The sequence below is a fragment of the Enterococcus sp. DIV0174 genome (assembly GCF_050529065.1).
GTDB classification, from domain to species: Bacteria; Bacillota; Bacilli; order Lactobacillales; family Enterococcaceae; genus Enterococcus_B; species Enterococcus_B thailandicus.
On the sequence record NZ_CP172881.1, the window covers coordinates 1,359,366 to 1,375,552 of the forward strand.

Here is a 16,187-nt window from a genome sequence, read left to right on the forward strand (position 1 = left end):
TTTTTTGTAACAAAAAACATTTTAAATATTAATTATATTTTAATACAAATAAAGGATTTACAGAAATATTACGCACTTTTAATGCATAAATTTTTACTTTATCAAAATATAACTCATACTAACTATGTGTTATACGCTCATCATTACATCATGCCATTATCATAGTTTGTGAATATTTTATAAATCAAAAAATAAAATGTGTTACATTTTTGAGAAAATAACATATAAAAAACGAACATCCTCTTTAAACCACACATTGTTAACTTTTGCTATAACATAATTCCGTTGCTAAACTTCAAATTGTAGAGGGAACATTTTTCATGTTTGTGAATTTGGAGGGAGGGGAGTCGGAATGAATCGTAAAGTAAAACTAGTTAGCTTCTTATGGATTGGTGTTTTGTTGCTAAGTATTTTTAGTCAGTTGTTAGGGATTTCTAGTTTAATTCATGCAGAAGAGACCACCGAATTTCGAGAAATTGCAACCAGTCAACAGTTGAAACTTGAAGGGAAAGATTCAATTGCCACAGAAGATGGCTCAGAAGGTATCAAGAACTGGACCCTGAGATATCATAAACAAGTAAGCGAAGAAACGCAAACAACTTTACAACTAAAAGTTACCGCTGAAGATCAGCCAATTAAACAAGTAACGCAAACAGATTTTATAGAAATTGAAAATGGCTGGATTGAAGAAGTTCATGATGCCGAAATGAATACAATCGAATTTCAAACAGCTATTGAACAATCAGCTATCAAAATTCAAATAAAATTATTAGATGAGCAAGGAAAAATTTTAGAAGAAACAGCTCAAGCAATTGAGTTCCAATCAAGCATTGATCCCTCTATAAATGGTCAACAAACGAATGAATCTACTGATGAACAGGAAGAAATTAAGAAAGAAAATGATACAACTGTTCAAGAAAATACGTTAGGCACGGATGGCTCAGAACAAGCGAAGGAATCTGAGGAAGATAAAACTTCAGAAAAAGAGCAAACAGCAGATACTGAAGCTGCTCAACCTTCTGATGAAAAGGCACTTCCATTGATTACTGCAGCACCATTTGCTATGACACCTTTAGCAGGAAGTCCGGTCAATGTCGATCCATTTAATTACGTTAATGATGCGTTAGGAACGTATCCAGAACACTCGACAAATAATTACACGACCAATGACTCTTCCACATTCATCAAGAACTATGATTTTAGTACAGAGAAAACAGAGGGGACTTCATCAATAAATAATATCATTGATAGCAATCCGCTGAACTTTACTAATGGTTATCATGATTATGGTGATGGAGCAATTAAAAAAATTGTTATTCCAACTAGTAACCCAAATCAATTTAAAGTCCAATTAGATGTAATTGGGGATGCACTGGAAACAAATCAACCGATTGATATCTCTTTAGTATTAGATAAGTCGAGCTCAATGGTTCAAGAAACTGTTCCTGAAGGGATGACTCGTTGGGTCGCCTTACAAGACGCAGTGACTACATTTGCAAATGATTTGCTTGGACCCGGCAATGATGGAAATATTCGTTTAGGACTAGCAGCATTTGGTTCTACACGTATGCAAATCAACAATAATTCAGTCGATGTTCCATATGGAGAAATTGGGAAATTTGGTTCTAGTGGTTTCACAACAAGTCCATCAGCAATTACCAGTCACACAATCTATACTGCGACACCTGATACTTCTGGTACACCAACTTACCTTGGTCTTGATGCAGGTTATGCCATGCTAACAAATCCAAGTTATGGAACTAGGAGTGAAGCAGCAAAAGTCCTAATCGTTTTAACTGATGGTGAACCTACTTTTTCACCAAATCAAAATTATTTGAATCTGACAAATAACCTACTCAGTTTGAATCAAACAAATCTAGGCAATTCTGAACGCTACTATGCACGAATGAACAATACAAATTACTACAACGGGAACGGAACATCGTCAACTGGACATGTTACACCAACAGTTGATTATGTTAATCAAAGAGCTACGCATCCAGCAAATCAAAATATCATAAAATACTCAATTGGTTTTGCTACAGGTGAGACTGCTGAAAGTGTCTTAACAGCCATTGGGAAAAATGGTTATTTCACCGCAAATAATCGTGAACAGCTGATTCAGGTTTTAAAAACATTGAGTACTACTTTCTCAGCTACGCTCCAACAAGCAACGGTTACAGATCCAATGAGTGACTATGTCAATTTGATTGGTGATGTAAGTTCTTTTGCCTTGAAAGTTGATAATGGGTTGACTGTTATTCCATCTACAAGTGGTAGTTATCCGTCATTTGCACAACAAGTCCAAGTTGCCATCAATGGAAGTACGATCAACTTATCAAATATGAATCTAGGAAAGACAGAGACTGGACGAGAAGGTTATCGAATCGAGTACCTGGTTGAAGTAAAAGAAGCCTATCGCGATGGCCTGTTTTATCCGGCGAATAAGACAACCTATGTAACAAATAATCGAACAACAACGCCAGATTATCTTCATTTCGCAATTCCATCTGTAAAAGTTCCAGTAACCACATTTGATATCCAGGCGAAAAAAATCTGGGAAGATGAATCTAATCAATGGAATTTACGTGAAGACATCACCTTACAATTACAAGAAAAAAATCAAGATGGTAACTGGGTAGATGTCCCAAATCAACACTTATCGGTACCAAAAGGAGCTACGTCGACAGAAGGAATATTCACTGATGTGGTCGCACTTCGAAATGGTCAACTTATCGAATACCGTATCATCGAAAAAGTCGGCGAAGCAAATCACGTCACTGGGTACAGCGCACCGACATACGTACCAGCATCAACTACAAAAGAAACAAATCAAACATTAACCGTTACAAATACTTTGCTGAAAAAAGGAATCAGTTTTATCAAAGTCGGTGAGGATCATGAAACACCACTTGCGGGGGCAAAATTTGGTATTTATCAGAAGTCTGCGCCAACTGTTCTTCTTGCTGAGGCAACTTCTAATGACTCCGGGTTAGTTCAATTTCCAGCATATCCGATTGGTGAGTATATCATTCGTGAATTAGCTGCACCTGAGGGATATCAAGAAATTGAAGAATTTACGATTTTGGTAAAACAAGAATCTGATTTAAGTTTAAGCGTCACTGGATTCCCTGAAAACAATCAAATCAGTAACCAACTCGTTCCATTTTTACTTGAATTTAAGAAAACAAATGAAACTGGAACACCACTTTTAGGTGCAACTTTCACATTGGAAGGTGAAAATCTATTAGAACCAATTGAAGCAACTTCAGATTTACATGGAGTTGTCCAATTTAGCCAAGGGTTACAACCAGGTGAGTATCTCTTGAAAGAAACGAATGTACCACTTGGATATGAAAACAATCAGGGACCTTGGAAAGTAGTTATTGGTTCAGATAAAGTGATTCAAATTTTTGATAAGGATGAAACACTTCTCTACTCAGAACCCGCTACTTTTGATGAAACTCAAAACCGCTTTATTATTACCGGTTTGACACTGACTAACCGCTTAAAAGACTTTACTTTAGAACTAGAGAAAAAAGATCAAGATGGTCGATTGCTAAATGGTGCAGAGTTCACGCTTACTGGACCAGATAACTATAGTGAAACGATTAAACAAACAGATAGTTCCACATTTATCTTTACTGGCTTACGACCAGGAGAATACAGCCTAGAAGAAACCTTTACCCCAAGTGGTTTTATCGGCTTAACTCAACCAGTTGTGATTGTTATTAGTGATACAGGAAAAGTGACTATTGATGGAGAAGAACAGACAGACGTTCTCACTGTATCAGGTAATATCATCCAATTAGAAGTGACAAACCATGCAAAACAGCCACTTCCAGAAACTGGTGGAATGACAATTATTCCGTATTTAGCACTCGGTAGCACGTTGATGTTGAGTTTTTACATTTATTTAAGAAGAAGAGGGGGTAGAGCATGATGAAACAACTACTTTCCCGATTAAGCATTGTCCTAGTTTCACTTCTCTCTGTCTTCATGATGGCGCAAATTAATTCAACCGAAGTTCATGCAGAAACTGAGGCTTCTTCAACAATCACGTTACACATTCACAAACTGTTGTTTGACCATGAAGCAGATATTGACGAACAACACAATGATGGTGAAACAAATCCTTTTGAAGAACCGATTGGACTCCAGAACTTTGAAGGTTTAAATGATGTTGAATTTACTGTTTATGAAGTAACAGATATGTATTATGAACAATTAGCAGCCTCAGATTTTGAAAATCAATCAATTGAAGAATTTCGAGCAGCATTTCTTAAACACATGCAAACGGCGGATGTTGAAGCATTGACCAAATACGTTGGTGTTACCCAAACACAGGGAAATGAAAAGGGGATTGCTTCCTTTGAACTTCCTGCTAAAAAAGGGGATAAGGATAGTGTTTTCTTCATCAAAGAAACGAATCATCCACCAACTGTCAATTCTATCACTCGCCCCATGTTAGTTGTTTTACCAGTATTTGATAATAATGGGAATGAATTACAAACCATTCGAATTTTCCCAAAAAGTCGAGCAACCAGAACAATTCCACCAACACTAACGAAAAAAATCAATGGTGAGAAAATCGACTTTGAATTTGGTGAACCAATCGACTATCAGTCAACACTGACTGTTCCATCAGATATTGCTAATTACGAAAGCTTTGTTGTGACTGATATACCGGATGACTCTTTGATGCTAATTCAAAAAGCAACTGCCGAAGAAACAGTCTCAATTTCGCTTAGTCAACCTGAAACGCGTCCATTTTATACATTCACTTCGATTTCAGAGCGCGGATTCACTGTCGCATTTGATCCAAAGGTTTTAGCAGACCATGTTGGTGAAAAAATCACTTTTTCTTATCAAATGTTGATCCAAGAAAATAATTTAAATCAGTCTGATTTCTTGAATCGAATCTCACTAATAGTTGATGGTGAGAAAAAAATTGAAGTAACGACAACCGTCGAAACAGGAGGGAAATACTTTGTAAAAGTTGATGCAACAGATGAATCAAAAAAATTAACGGGTGCAGAGTTTGTCGTACTAAATGATAAAGGAGAATATTTAGCACGTGCAGATGGAAAAAACATCTGGATTGATGCAACGAAAGTACCAACTTCTTATGAAAATCTAGTGAAATTAGTCTCTGACACAAACGGTCTGTTTTGGATCAATGGATTACGTTATGGCAACTACCAACTATTAGAAATCAAAGCCCCAGAAGGTTACCTTCTAAATAAAGAAAAAGTGCCATTTGTTGTTGCAAAAGGAACGTTTACACAACAAGAAAACCAAACTTTAAAAATTGTAAATCAACAGGAAACAGTCAAAAAAGGTATACCAGCTACGCCCGTTGTTCCAACGGCTTCAATTGCTACACCAAGCAAATTTGGAAAAGATTTACCTAAAACGGCAGATCAATTCAATAATTATCTATTAGCAGCTGGTTTACTCATGATAGCAAGTGCAGGTTATTTGTTGGTCAAGCAACACAATCATGGAGTGAAAAAAAAGAATGGGAGTGAGGAAAATGAATAAGCAAAAGAAAGTATTTACCTGGGTTCTTTCACTTTTACTAATGTTACCGTTGTTTTTAGGGTTGGGAAGTGCTGTTTATGCCGTTGAAGAAGGCGACACTGAAACAGAGCAAACTGTTACACTACACAAACTTGCTTTTGATACGCTACCCGAGTCAATTCAAAATACTGGTGATGAGATGACTTGGCCAAATTCGACACCATTAAGTGGTGCAGGTTTTACAGCATATGATGTAACGAGCATTTACTGGGCTGCTTATGATGGCGCAAGTGGTACACATGAAGAACGAGTCACTGAAGCTACCGATGCTGCAATTGCAGCAGATACTACTGGGTTAGCATCTCATGAATTTGCACTAACTGACTCAAGCGGTATTTCTTCACTCGCCTTACCAACACAATCAGGTGGACGAAATGCTGTTTATCTATTTAAAGAAACGACTACTCCCGCTGGTGCGATTGCTGAGAAATCAGTGCCATTCGTGGTCGGATTACCCGTAACTGATGAAGGTGGAAACAATCGTCCGGTTGTTCATCTTTATCCAAAAAATGAATACAAAACCTCAGACCTAACATTCAAAAAATATGGTGTAGGACTAGATGCTGAGGGAAATCAAGCAAATCCAGTCGCATTAAAAGACGCTGGGTTCATTCTAAAAGATCAAGCATCAGGAATGTATTACCAAGCAAGCACAGGCAAATTTGATGGAACAGTTGATGCAGCAACAATTCTTTTCTCGGATGCATCTGGCCAAGTTACTGTTGAAGATTTGATTTTAGCTGATGGCGGTATTTATGAATTTTATGAAGTAGACACACCGGTTGCAACAAGTCAACTTCAAACAGGAGCAGAAATTTATCACTATTTGAATAATCCAGTTGTTACAGCCTTTGCAACTCGTAATGCAAGTGATGGTTCAATGGCGATCAAATACTCACATTACAACGAACTCCAAGTGCTATTAACTGATAAAGAAAATGCATCTGCATACAACTACAAAGTTCCTGAACCTAAAAAAGAAGCAGATGATGTAGATGTAGATGTGGATCAAATCGTCACCTTTACAATCACACAACAAATTCCTAAAGATGTAGCGCAATTTACGAAATTCGATTTAGTTGATACGTATCATTCATCACTGGAACTTGTTTCTACAGCAGATGAAATTCTTTCAAGTATCAAAATTGATGGCGCAGCCACTGGAGATGTGACCGCAACTATTGCTGACATTACAGCTAACCCATTTATTGTTAGCTTCACACCAGCTGAGTTAGCAAACCATGCAGGTAAAATATTAACTTTTGAAATTCAAATGAAAATCAAACCAGGCGCTCCACTAGCAACAGCAATCGACAACCAAATCAAGTTTGACAATAATTTTATTCCAAAAACAGCCCAGGAAGAAGTAAAGACTTTTGGTAAGAAATTTGTCAAAAAAGATGCGGATACAAAACAAACACTTGCTGGAGCAGAATTTGTAGTTAAGCGCGGTGAGGCCTTTTTAAAAATGACAGACGGAAAAGTTAGTTGGGTTGCTACACAAGGAGATGCAACAGTTTTTCAATCAAATGACCAAGGCGTAATTGAAGTTTTCGGTATTGCTAAAACAGATGAACTTGGTGCTGATATCGTTTATCAATTGGTGGAAATAAAAGCTCCTGATGGTTATGTTTTACCAAATACACCAACAAACTTTGTCGCAGATAATGGAAAAGTTGAACTCGTGGTAGTGAATAAGACAAAAGGTAAGTTACCGATTACCGGTGGTATGGGGATTACTGTTTTCCTAGCTGCTGGACTAACAGCTGTCCTATCTGCTGGTTATTATTTTAAAAAACGAAAATCAGAATAATAAGATGTAGCTGTAAGAGTGGTAGGTAAGGTGAGGCTGTAACAAAAGTCAAAATTGATTTTTGTTACAGCCTTTTTCTAGCAATTTTTCGATGATTTTACAAACAGGTGAGGTGAGTGAGATGAAAAAACAAAAAAAGGACAGAAAAAAAACAGATATCTTCATGATAATTGTTCTATTTCTTGGTATTGGTTTATTTTCCTATCCATTTGTTAGTGATGCCGTTAATAGTTATTTCGATCAACAATTAGTTCAGTATTACCAACAAAAGGCCAATAACGAAAATGAAGAAGCAGTTGCCAAACTAAAAGAGAAACAAGATAAACAGAATGCGGAGTTAGCAAAAGATGGAAATAATCCTGGAGTAGCAGTATTTAATGATGCGGTAAGTAATGAACAGCAAAAGAAAATCAAAAAAGAACAATCTTATTTAAAACAGCATACAATTGCAACTTTAACTATTCCAAAAATCAAAGTTAGTTTACCCATTTTTGATCAGACAAACGAATTGTTTTTACAAAACGGTGTTTCCTTGCTTGAAGGTACAAGTATCCCTTCTGGTGGTCCAAGTACTCACAGCGTCTTGTCAACTCATCGAGGATTACCAGAAGCTAAACTATTTACGGACTTACCTAAACTAAAAAAGACAGATGTTTTCTATATTGACATCAACAATGAACGACTAGCTTATGAAGTTGACCAAATAAAAACGATTGAACCTACAGACACTCAAGACTTACTGATTCAAGATGGAGAAGACCTTATTACCTTGATGACATGTACCCCTTATATGGTCAATACACATCGTTTGCTCGTTCGGGGCCACAGAATCCCATATAAGCCAGAAGCGGAGAAAGAAATCAAAGAAACTATCAACCACAATCGAAACAAATTATTTATTTGGATAGGTGGAATAATTTTAGCCGTGTTACTTAGTCTTTTCATTTTTAGAAAAATCAAAAAGAAAAGAACACATTAATCAATAAAAAGCGTGAGTCAGACTACTCTTGGAAGGAGCCTGCTTACGCTTTTTTGATTGTAATTAACCATTCGTGCTTTCTTGAAGAATTCCTTCAATAATTTCTGATAAAAAAATAGTTTTCATTTCGTTTTCGACTGATTGTTGTAAAAAAATATATTTCTGATCCAATACTTTTTGAATATTTCCACCAACTAAGCAATTTGGGGCAGTATTTTTATCTGAATGAAAAATTGCTGGGTCTTTTTCGACCGCTTTATAGATAGTAGCTAATGAAATTTCTTCCGGTGGCATTACTAAAGAGGGGGCAGCCTTTCCTGATTCTGTTTTAATTAGGTTTGCTTTTCTCAAATCACCCATGATTTTTCTAACAGTTACCGGATTTGTTTGCACACTTTTGGCAATTGCTTCACTGGATAAATCAGTTCCTTGAAAAATTTGAATATAAGCTAAGATATGTATAGCATCACTAAGTCGCACTGAATACTTCATTCGATCACCTTTTCTTTTTGTTTGACATCTATACTTTTATTATATATTATTTACCTGTAATTTACAAATATACAGGCAGGAAGTATTATCTAGAAAGGGGTATCGTATGAAAAAAATTGGTTTATTTTTATTAGCAATTAGTATGGGCACGGTTTTGTTAGCTGCTTGTTCATCTCAAAATAAAGAGGAAAACACAAAAAATAATTCAAGTAACGCCACAACAATGACAAAGGAGGACACAAAGATGTATACAGAAACGAACGGGCACAATATCACATATTACACTATGAATCCAGATGAAGTGTTTGGGGCTACTGCAACAATTATTGAAAAAAACGGTAAAGGCTTATTAGTAGATACTCAGTTTTCAAAAACAGACGCAGAAAAGATTTTAAAAGTAGCTAAAGACAAGAACATTGATATTCAGACAATTTATATTTCTTATAGTGATCCAGATTATTATTTTGGAGCAAGCCAAATCACAAAGAAATTTCCAAACGCTAAACTTTTAGCTACAGCTTCTAACATTGAAAGAATCAAAGAAACTTACAAGGCGAAGCTTTCTGTATGGTCGGATACGCTAAAAGAAAATACACCCGACGAAATCATTATTCCCGAAGAAGTGAAAGATTCAATTAGCTTAGAGGGAACAGAATTCTCAATTTTTGGCAGCGATAGAAAGGAACAAACACTTTACAATAAAGAAGATGACTTACTTTTAGGTGGGATTCTTGTTTCTACAGGTAGCCATTTATTTATGGCAGATACAAAAACGATTGAAGCCCAAGAACAATGGATTACAGACCTTGATGAACTAACTTCTTTGCAGCCTAAAGTAGTTATTCCAGGGCATTTTGAACAAGGAAATGATTTTTCAGCCAAAAATATTGAATTTACCAAAGACTATATTCAAAAATTTATTGAAGTAGAAAAAGATAGTCAAGCAAGCGCAGAGATTATCGAAAAAATGAAAAAAGCTTATCCAAATTTGCCAGATGGAAGTTTAGAAATGAGTGCTAAAGTTGTGACTGGAGAAATAAGCAACCACCATTTTCATTCCATATATCTATTAGAAAACGAGAATAAGATAACCCCTTATCTTACTAAGTATCTCCGTTACCAAAGTGCCAAATAAATGGTGGAACATGACTTTTGATTGTTCTGGATGAAATCAAAAAACGGCATAAAAAATAGAGCGGATGAATCCACTCTATAAAAAGTCTAACTTTTCGGGGTCACTACAGGACTTCGACGTTATTTTTTACTCTTTTTTAATTACTTCTTGTTGCTCTTTTTTTAGATGTAGAGGAATTTCTTTTACTTTTAAAATGTCTAAAAAGAAAGTGAAAATCGGAATACCCACGATTAGTCCCCAAACACCAAACAAACGCTCACTGACTAATAGTACGATAAAAGTATAAAAAATCGGTAATTCTGTTTTGCTAGACATCAATTTAGGATTCAATACATAAGACTCGATCAAGTGGACAATCAAAATCGTGATTAAAATATAAACAACATCTCTGATTCCTCCTTGCGAGTAAGCAATAAATGACAATGGAATGCAAGAGATAATAACACCCGCTACTGGAATCAGGCTCAAAATAAAAATCATGATCGCTAAACTAGGTAATTGAGTGAATCCAAATGCAGCTAAGGCAATTGTCGTAATCACGGTGTTCAAAACAGCAATCACAAATTGTGCCTCCAAAACTAAGCCAAACGTGTTAACAAATTTATCTGCGAAATAATAAATATCTTGAAAGAACCAAGCAAACTCACTTTTCAAAAAGAGTCGAGAAAAAAGCACTGTTTTTTTCTTCTCAATCATGAAAAAGAAACTCAAAATAAAGGACATGGCAAACGCTACAGCTAATTTTCCAAGATCTTGTAGATAGCCAATAGCAATAGATGCACTATTTTGCACTTGTTCAAAAAAATCATTGCGTTCAATATAATTATGAACATAGGTTAGTAGTGGATTATCATCTTTAGGTTGCTGTTCATAAAAGTGAATAACTGAACCAACCATATCAAAAGTCTGATGAATCAAGATAGGGATATACTTCGTTAGTGCCAGATAAATCATGTAAACCACTATCGAATAAATAACTACTGTTAGTGCTGCAGTTGGTATCTTAACAAAACGCTGAATAATCTGAACAAGATGAATCATTAAATAGGTAAAGATAAAGGTGAGCAAGACCGTAGTAATCATTGCTTTAGATAAGAAAAGTAGTAAGATAACTGAAAGTAGAACAGTCAACCTACGAATTTTTTCATTTGCCAAAAATCGTTGGTAAAAAGACAATCATACAACCTCCCAGAAAATTATAGTACGTAACAAACTCATTATAGAATGAACAAACTTAAAAAGAAAACCGTTAAAAGTAACATTAGGTACTTTCTTATCAATTCCTTACTAACATCTAAAAAAGAAAGGGTTTACATACAAAAGAGTTATGTCATACTACTAAAGAGATCTAAATATATAAAGTAGAGGTGCAGACAAAATGACAAAACTAACAGATTCCTTACCAATTTCCACAGAACGAGGTTTATCAATTGATATTGGTCGCAAATTTTATTCACCAAATTTTTTAAAAGATCTACTTGATTACATGGCATCACTAAAAATGAATGCGTTACAGCTTCATTTTTCGGACAACGAAGGTTTCCGAATTGAATGCGAAACTGTTCCAGCGTTAACTTCGTCGCACTACTTATCAAAAATAGAAATCAAAGAATTAATCGCTTATGCTAAGCAACTGGGAATCGAAATCATTCCAGAATTTGATAGTCCTGGTCACTTGAAACGACTACTTAGTATTTATCCAGAATGGCAGATGGAACGTTTAGGAGAAGACTCAGATGTTTTCCCTTCAAACCGTGCAATAGATATCACAAATCAACTGGCAGTGAATAAAATCAAAGAAATTATCAAAGAATATTTAGAACTATTCCATGATTCACATTATTTTCATTTAGGAGCAGACGAATATATTAGTTTTGATGAATTAGATCGCTATCCTCAATTAGCGAGAAAAGCAGAGGAAATTTATCAGAATCCTGATAGAACCTATGATCTATTTATTGATTATATCAATGACCTAGCAACTCTAGTTGAATCAACTGGTAAAACTGCACGTATCTGGAATGATGGAGTTTACAAAAAGAATCAGAAAGCGGAAAGCGGCCTGAAGAAATCAATTCAAATCACTTATTGGACAAATTACAATGCACAAATGGCAGATGTTCAAACCTTTTTTGAAGAAGGGCATCAAGTGTTAAATTTCAATGATAACTATTTTTATTTTGTACTTGGTGAAGGAGCGGGCTATCGTTATCCTACTGGAGATAAAATAAAAAAAGAGTGGAAGCCAACGATTTTTTCTGGTAATCAACAGATTACAGAGGAGCAACTAACTAAAGTACCTGGAACATATTTTGCCATCTGGTGCGACTTCCCAGATGCATTAACGGAAGAGGAAGTATTACAAATGATTAAAGAACCACTAAAAGTGCAACAAACAATGCTCTGGAATGATCAGCTAGCAACAAAATAAAGTCATTCATTCTCATTACTTTTCTATAAGATTTCATAATAAAAACTATTATAAATATCATCTTTATAAATGAAAAATAATCATTTATACTTTTCATGAAAAGAAAACTACTAGAAAGAGATGATTATATATGATGAAAACAAGTAGAAAAGTCGCAATTGTAGGTACTGGATTCGTTGGAACAAGTATTGCCTATGCGATGATTAATCAAGGGATTACAAATGAATTAGTTTTAATTGATGTTAATCACGAAAAAGCAGAAGGAGAAGCACTTGACTTGCTAGATGGTATGGCTTGGGGCGAAGAAAATATTGCTGTTAAATCTGGTGACTATACTGAATGCGCAGATGCTAATCTAGTAGTCATCACAGCAGGGATCAATCAAAAACCTGGTCAAACTCGCCTAGACCTTGTTAAAACAAACGCGACTATCATGCGCGAAATAGTTGTACAAATTATGAATGCTGGATTTGATGGTATCCTTGTGATTGCTTCAAATCCCGTAGATATTCTCACTTATATTGCTTGGCAGACATCTGGATTACCAAATAATCGTGTGATTGGTACAGGAACAACTTTAGATACTACTAGACTAAGAAAAGAAATCGCATTGAAATTACAAGTCGACCCAAGAAGTGTTCACGGCTATGTTATGGGTGAACATGGTGACTCTGAAGTTGCTGTCTGGTCTCACACAACAGTAGGTGGCAAACCGATTCTCGAACTAGTAGAAAGTGATTCTCGCCTAACAAAAGGTGAGCTAACAATAATTGCTGAAAAGGTTAAAAATGCAGCCTACGAAATCATTGACCGAAAAAAAGCAACATACTATGGTATCGGAATGAGTACTACTCGGATTGTAAAAGCCGTCTTGAATAATGAGCAAGCCGTGCTACCAGTTTCAGCTTATTTATCAAATCAATATAGTCAAAAGGACATCTTTACTGGGGTACCTTCTGTAGTAGATGAAAATGGTGTCCGTGAAATAATCGAATTAGCTATCACAGACGAAGAACAAGAGTCATTTAATCGCTCTGTATCCGAATTACAAGCTGTTCTAGATACTGTAAAATAATAATGTGGTGAAAGGGAAGAGGTGGAGCTCTTCCCTTTTTTAGTTATGATATTCTTTCAAAAGCCCTTTTTGCAAAAGTTCTTGCTTGTCTTTAAGATTAAGTAGATTTTCTTGAAAGTTCTGTGCATACATGACTGAATAAAGGGTATTTAGCACATAATCAAAAGCAATCTGAGAAGAGAAAGTAGCGACTTTTGCAAAGTCATATTCATCTTGAGAAATAACTAAACTCATTGTCGCTTTCTTTGCCATTTCAGAATGTTCGTTTCCTGTAATTAGCAAAGAAGGGGTACCCACATAGTTCAAGTAAGCCAATATCCGTTCATAATGGTGAATACGACCACTATAGCTAATAAAGATCGCACAATCATTTTTCATCAGATTAGCAGCATTCCATGAAGAATCACTATACTCTTCAGCAAGAATCAAAAATTTATTAAGCTTAACTAACTTATTTTGAAACTTCCTTGCAGTAATCTGGGAATCTCCTTTTGCGAATAAAAACATTCGGTTTGCTTTATTTAACGTGGTTGCTATCGTATCTAATTCTTGTCCTTCAATTTGTAGTTGCGCTTTTTTTATTGTCTGAACAGTAAGATCTGCCATTTTCTTAGCAATCGTTTGAGCATTATCTTCATGTGAAAATGGAAAATTTGGATCAATCACATGATTAAACTGGGCTACTAGTTGATGAACTTCACGTCCTAATTCAAAGCGAAATTCTTTAAAGCCCGTATAACCCATTTTTTTACATAAACGAATAATAGCTGAGTGAGAAGTATATGTAGCTTTTGCCAGTTCCTCAATCGTTAAATAGACGGCTTCTTCAAAATGTAATCGGATATAATCTGCAATCCGCTTCTCTGTAGTAGTAAATGTTTCTTGTTCGGCTAATTTATCTTCAATCAACACGCTTTCAACCTCCTAACGTCTTTATCATCTTACTAACAAATGACAAGGTTGGCTACTAATTCCTAAAAATTGGTACTTTTTTTCAAAAAACGGTTAATTTCCAGTGAAATTCAGAACATTTTTACCAAAATACGTGTACGTTAAGACTTTGAACACAGGATTCAGTATACTTGGCGTATCAACTATATAGGAGGTTTATTTATGTTAACAATTGCTTATCTGGGAAATGGAAAGAGTACAAATCGTTATCATTTACCTTTTTCTAGAAAATTATCAGACAAAATAAGAATAAAAAAAATTTACTCACCAAGTGAACCAGCCTGGGAAACTTTTGATGATATCGAGTACACTACAAAACTAGCTGATTTATGGAACGACCCTGAGATTCAATTAGTCGTTATCACGACACCAAGTCAATTTCATTATGAATATGCCAAACTTGCACTAAGACACGGCAAAAATGTTTTAGTTGAAAAACCTTTTGCAGAAACTTCTAAAGAGGCAAAAGAACTCTTTTCTCTAGCTAAAGAACAAGGATTGTTTATCCAATGCTATCAAAATAGACGTTTTGATTCAGATTTTTTAACTGTACAAAAGGTAATTGAAAGTGGCAAACTAGGAGATATTTTAGAAATCGAGATGCATTACGATTATTTTCGACCAGAAATCCCTGAAAGCACCACTACGTTTTCTATAGCAAACAGCTATCTTTACGGACATGCGTGTCACACAGTAGACCAAGTTCTTTCTTACTTTGGTGAACCAGACGACATTCATTATGATGTTCGCCAATTATTAGGAAAAGGTCGGATGAATGATTATTTTGATTTAGATTTTTTCTATGGAACAATGAAAATCTCAATAAAATCAAGTTACTTTAGAATCAAAGAACGTCCTAGCTTTGTTGTTTATGGAAAAAAAGGCATGTTTGTCAAACAAACGAAAGATCGTCAAGAAGAACATTTGAAAATGTTTTATATGCCAGATAACGCTGATTTTGGAATAGATTTACCGGAACATTTTGGTGTTTTAACTTACATGGATGATAAAAACATCTATCGTGAAGAAAAGGTGACTTCAGAGATAGGTGATTATAGCCGTGTATATGACGGTATTTATGAAACATTAATCAATGGTGCAGAAAAACTCATTAAAGATGAAGAAACCATTTTACAAATGCAGATTTTAGAAAATGGCATTCGTTCTATTCAAGAAAACGAAGAGAAAGAATAACATTTATATTCAAAAATTTAAATTAAAGAGATCCTTTTTGACAGTCTATTTATTCTTAGGTAAGATAAATAAGAGAACATGATAATTTTCTGGAGGGACAAAACTATGACTAATTACGATGGTGAAAAAGGAAAACGACTAAGAGGATCAATGGCACCAAAAACAGATGATGAAGTAGCTTTGGCTGGCACTAATTCTGGCGAAACACAAAACAAACAAGAAGCATTATCTGGAACTAACTCTGGGGAAGAAAAAACAGTCGCATTATCTGGATCAAATGCGGTTGAAGATGACACAAAAGAAGAACCAAACAAACTTGAAGAAGTAGTTGAAGAAGTCATAGAAGATGTCAAAGAAAAATTTGAAGAATTGACATCAAAAAACAAACATTCTAAATAAACAAAAATAGGCTGAGACAAACGTAGCCTCACTTAAATAGAAAAAAAGCCTAAAATTCGTTTCTCAGAACGTTGATTTTAGGCTTTTTTTAATTGGAAAATGTGTTGATAACGACTGGATTTCTAGTTTTCTACC

General features: G+C 35.2%; 12 protein-coding genes. 9 read left to right on the forward strand and 3 right to left on the reverse strand.

Annotation, left to right across the window (positions count from 1 at the left end):
- Positions 1-352: 352 nt before the first annotated feature.
- From IGJ93_RS06530 to IGJ93_RS06545, 4 genes are all read left to right on the forward strand, one after another.
- Positions 353-3,943 carry a SpaA isopeptide-forming pilin-related protein gene (locus IGJ93_RS06530; protein ID WP_430596879.1) on the forward strand — a complete coding sequence of 1,197 codons (3,591 nt, stop codon included), beginning with the start codon at positions 353-355 and terminating at the stop codon, positions 3,941-3,943.
- Entirely contained in the window at positions 3,940-5,544 is a 1,605-nt protein-coding gene (locus IGJ93_RS06535) for a SpaH/EbpB family LPXTG-anchored major pilin (protein WP_430596880.1), read from the forward strand. The genes IGJ93_RS06530 and IGJ93_RS06535 overlap by 4 nt, the downstream gene beginning before the upstream one ends.
- Positions 5,537-7,396, forward strand: a complete 1,860-nt coding sequence (locus IGJ93_RS06540) for a SpaH/EbpB family LPXTG-anchored major pilin (RefSeq protein ID WP_430596881.1) — start codon at positions 5,537-5,539, stop codon at positions 7,394-7,396. Before IGJ93_RS06535 ends, IGJ93_RS06540 begins: the two co-directional genes overlap by 8 nt.
- A 121-nt stretch (positions 7,397-7,517) precedes the next feature.
- Positions 7,518-8,375: a class C sortase gene (locus IGJ93_RS06545; RefSeq protein ID WP_430596882.1), complete on the forward strand. Its 858-nt coding sequence runs from the start codon at positions 7,518-7,520 to the stop codon at positions 8,373-8,375.
- 63 nt (positions 8,376-8,438) lie between these two features.
- Here IGJ93_RS06545 and IGJ93_RS06550 read toward each other — a convergent pair whose 3' ends face one another.
- Positions 8,439-8,867, reverse strand: coding sequence for an Rrf2 family transcriptional regulator (locus tag IGJ93_RS06550; RefSeq protein ID WP_071868378.1), 429 nt, complete (start codon positions 8,865-8,867; stop codon positions 8,439-8,441).
- Positions 8,868-8,973: 106 nt separating this feature from the next.
- On the opposite strand from IGJ93_RS06550, the gene IGJ93_RS06555 reads away from it, so the two are divergent.
- Entirely contained in the window at positions 8,974-10,002 is a 1,029-nt protein-coding gene (locus IGJ93_RS06555) for an MBL fold hydrolase (protein ID WP_430596883.1), read from the forward strand.
- Positions 10,003-10,128: 126 nt separating this feature from the next.
- On the opposite strand, the gene IGJ93_RS06560 is transcribed toward IGJ93_RS06555, so the two are convergent.
- Positions 10,129-11,178, reverse strand: a complete 1,050-nt coding sequence (locus IGJ93_RS06560; RefSeq protein WP_067482039.1) for an AI-2E family transporter — start codon at positions 11,176-11,178, stop codon at positions 10,129-10,131.
- Positions 11,179-11,380: 202 nt separating this feature from the next.
- Between IGJ93_RS06560 and IGJ93_RS06565 the strand changes: the two genes are divergently transcribed.
- Positions 11,381-12,433, forward strand: a complete 1,053-nt coding sequence (locus tag IGJ93_RS06565) for a family 20 glycosylhydrolase (RefSeq protein ID WP_095803647.1) — start codon at positions 11,381-11,383, stop codon at positions 12,431-12,433.
- A gap of 130 nt (positions 12,434-12,563) precedes the next feature.
- Positions 12,564-13,508 carry an L-lactate dehydrogenase gene (locus IGJ93_RS06570; RefSeq protein WP_067482042.1) on the forward strand — a complete coding sequence of 315 codons (945 nt, stop codon included), beginning with the start codon at positions 12,564-12,566 and terminating at the stop codon, positions 13,506-13,508.
- 39 nt (positions 13,509-13,547) lie between these two features.
- Here the strand turns inward: IGJ93_RS06570 and IGJ93_RS06575 are convergent, their stop codons facing one another.
- Positions 13,548-14,420, reverse strand: a complete 873-nt coding sequence (locus tag IGJ93_RS06575; RefSeq protein WP_075491608.1) for a MurR/RpiR family transcriptional regulator — start codon at positions 14,418-14,420, stop codon at positions 13,548-13,550.
- A gap of 201 nt (positions 14,421-14,621) precedes the next feature.
- Here IGJ93_RS06575 and IGJ93_RS06580 point away from each other — a divergent pair, with 201 nt between their 5' ends.
- Positions 14,622-15,653 carry a Gfo/Idh/MocA family oxidoreductase gene (locus IGJ93_RS06580; protein ID WP_071868383.1) on the forward strand — a complete coding sequence of 344 codons (1,032 nt, stop codon included), beginning with the start codon at positions 14,622-14,624 and terminating at the stop codon, positions 15,651-15,653.
- A 105-nt stretch (positions 15,654-15,758) separates the two neighbouring features.
- The gene (locus tag IGJ93_RS06585) at positions 15,759-16,052 is read left to right on the forward strand and encodes an rRNA processing protein (RefSeq protein WP_067482048.1); all 294 of its coding nucleotides are present in this window, start codon (positions 15,759-15,761) and stop codon (positions 16,050-16,052) included.
- Positions 16,053-16,187 lie beyond the last annotated feature (135 nt).

What these genes read in the sequence shown, in the direction of transcription:
- IGJ93_RS06530 (WP_430596879.1), top strand. Translation starts at nt 353, where the DNA reads ATGAATCGTAAAGTAAAACTAGTTAGCTTCTTATGGATTGGTGTTTTG.
- IGJ93_RS06535 (WP_430596880.1), top strand. Translation starts at nt 3,940, where the DNA reads ATGATGAAACAACTACTTTCCCGATTAAGCATTGTCCTAGTTTCACTT.
- IGJ93_RS06540 (WP_430596881.1), top strand. Translation starts at nt 5,537, where the DNA reads ATGAATAAGCAAAAGAAAGTATTTACCTGGGTTCTTTCACTTTTACTA.
- IGJ93_RS06545 (WP_430596882.1), top strand. Translation starts at nt 7,518, where the DNA reads ATGAAAAAACAAAAAAAGGACAGAAAAAAAACAGATATCTTCATGATA.
- IGJ93_RS06550 (WP_071868378.1), bottom strand. Translation starts at nt 8,867, where the DNA reads ATGAAGTATTCAGTGCGACTTAGTGATGCTATACATATCTTAGCTTAT.
- IGJ93_RS06555 (WP_430596883.1), top strand. Translation starts at nt 8,974, where the DNA reads ATGAAAAAAATTGGTTTATTTTTATTAGCAATTAGTATGGGCACGGTT.
- IGJ93_RS06565 (WP_095803647.1), top strand. Translation starts at nt 11,381, where the DNA reads ATGACAAAACTAACAGATTCCTTACCAATTTCCACAGAACGAGGTTTA.
- IGJ93_RS06570 (WP_067482042.1), top strand. Translation starts at nt 12,564, where the DNA reads ATGATGAAAACAAGTAGAAAAGTCGCAATTGTAGGTACTGGATTCGTT.
- IGJ93_RS06580 (WP_071868383.1), top strand. Translation starts at nt 14,622, where the DNA reads ATGTTAACAATTGCTTATCTGGGAAATGGAAAGAGTACAAATCGTTAT.
- IGJ93_RS06585 (WP_067482048.1), top strand. Translation starts at nt 15,759, where the DNA reads ATGACTAATTACGATGGTGAAAAAGGAAAACGACTAAGAGGATCAATG.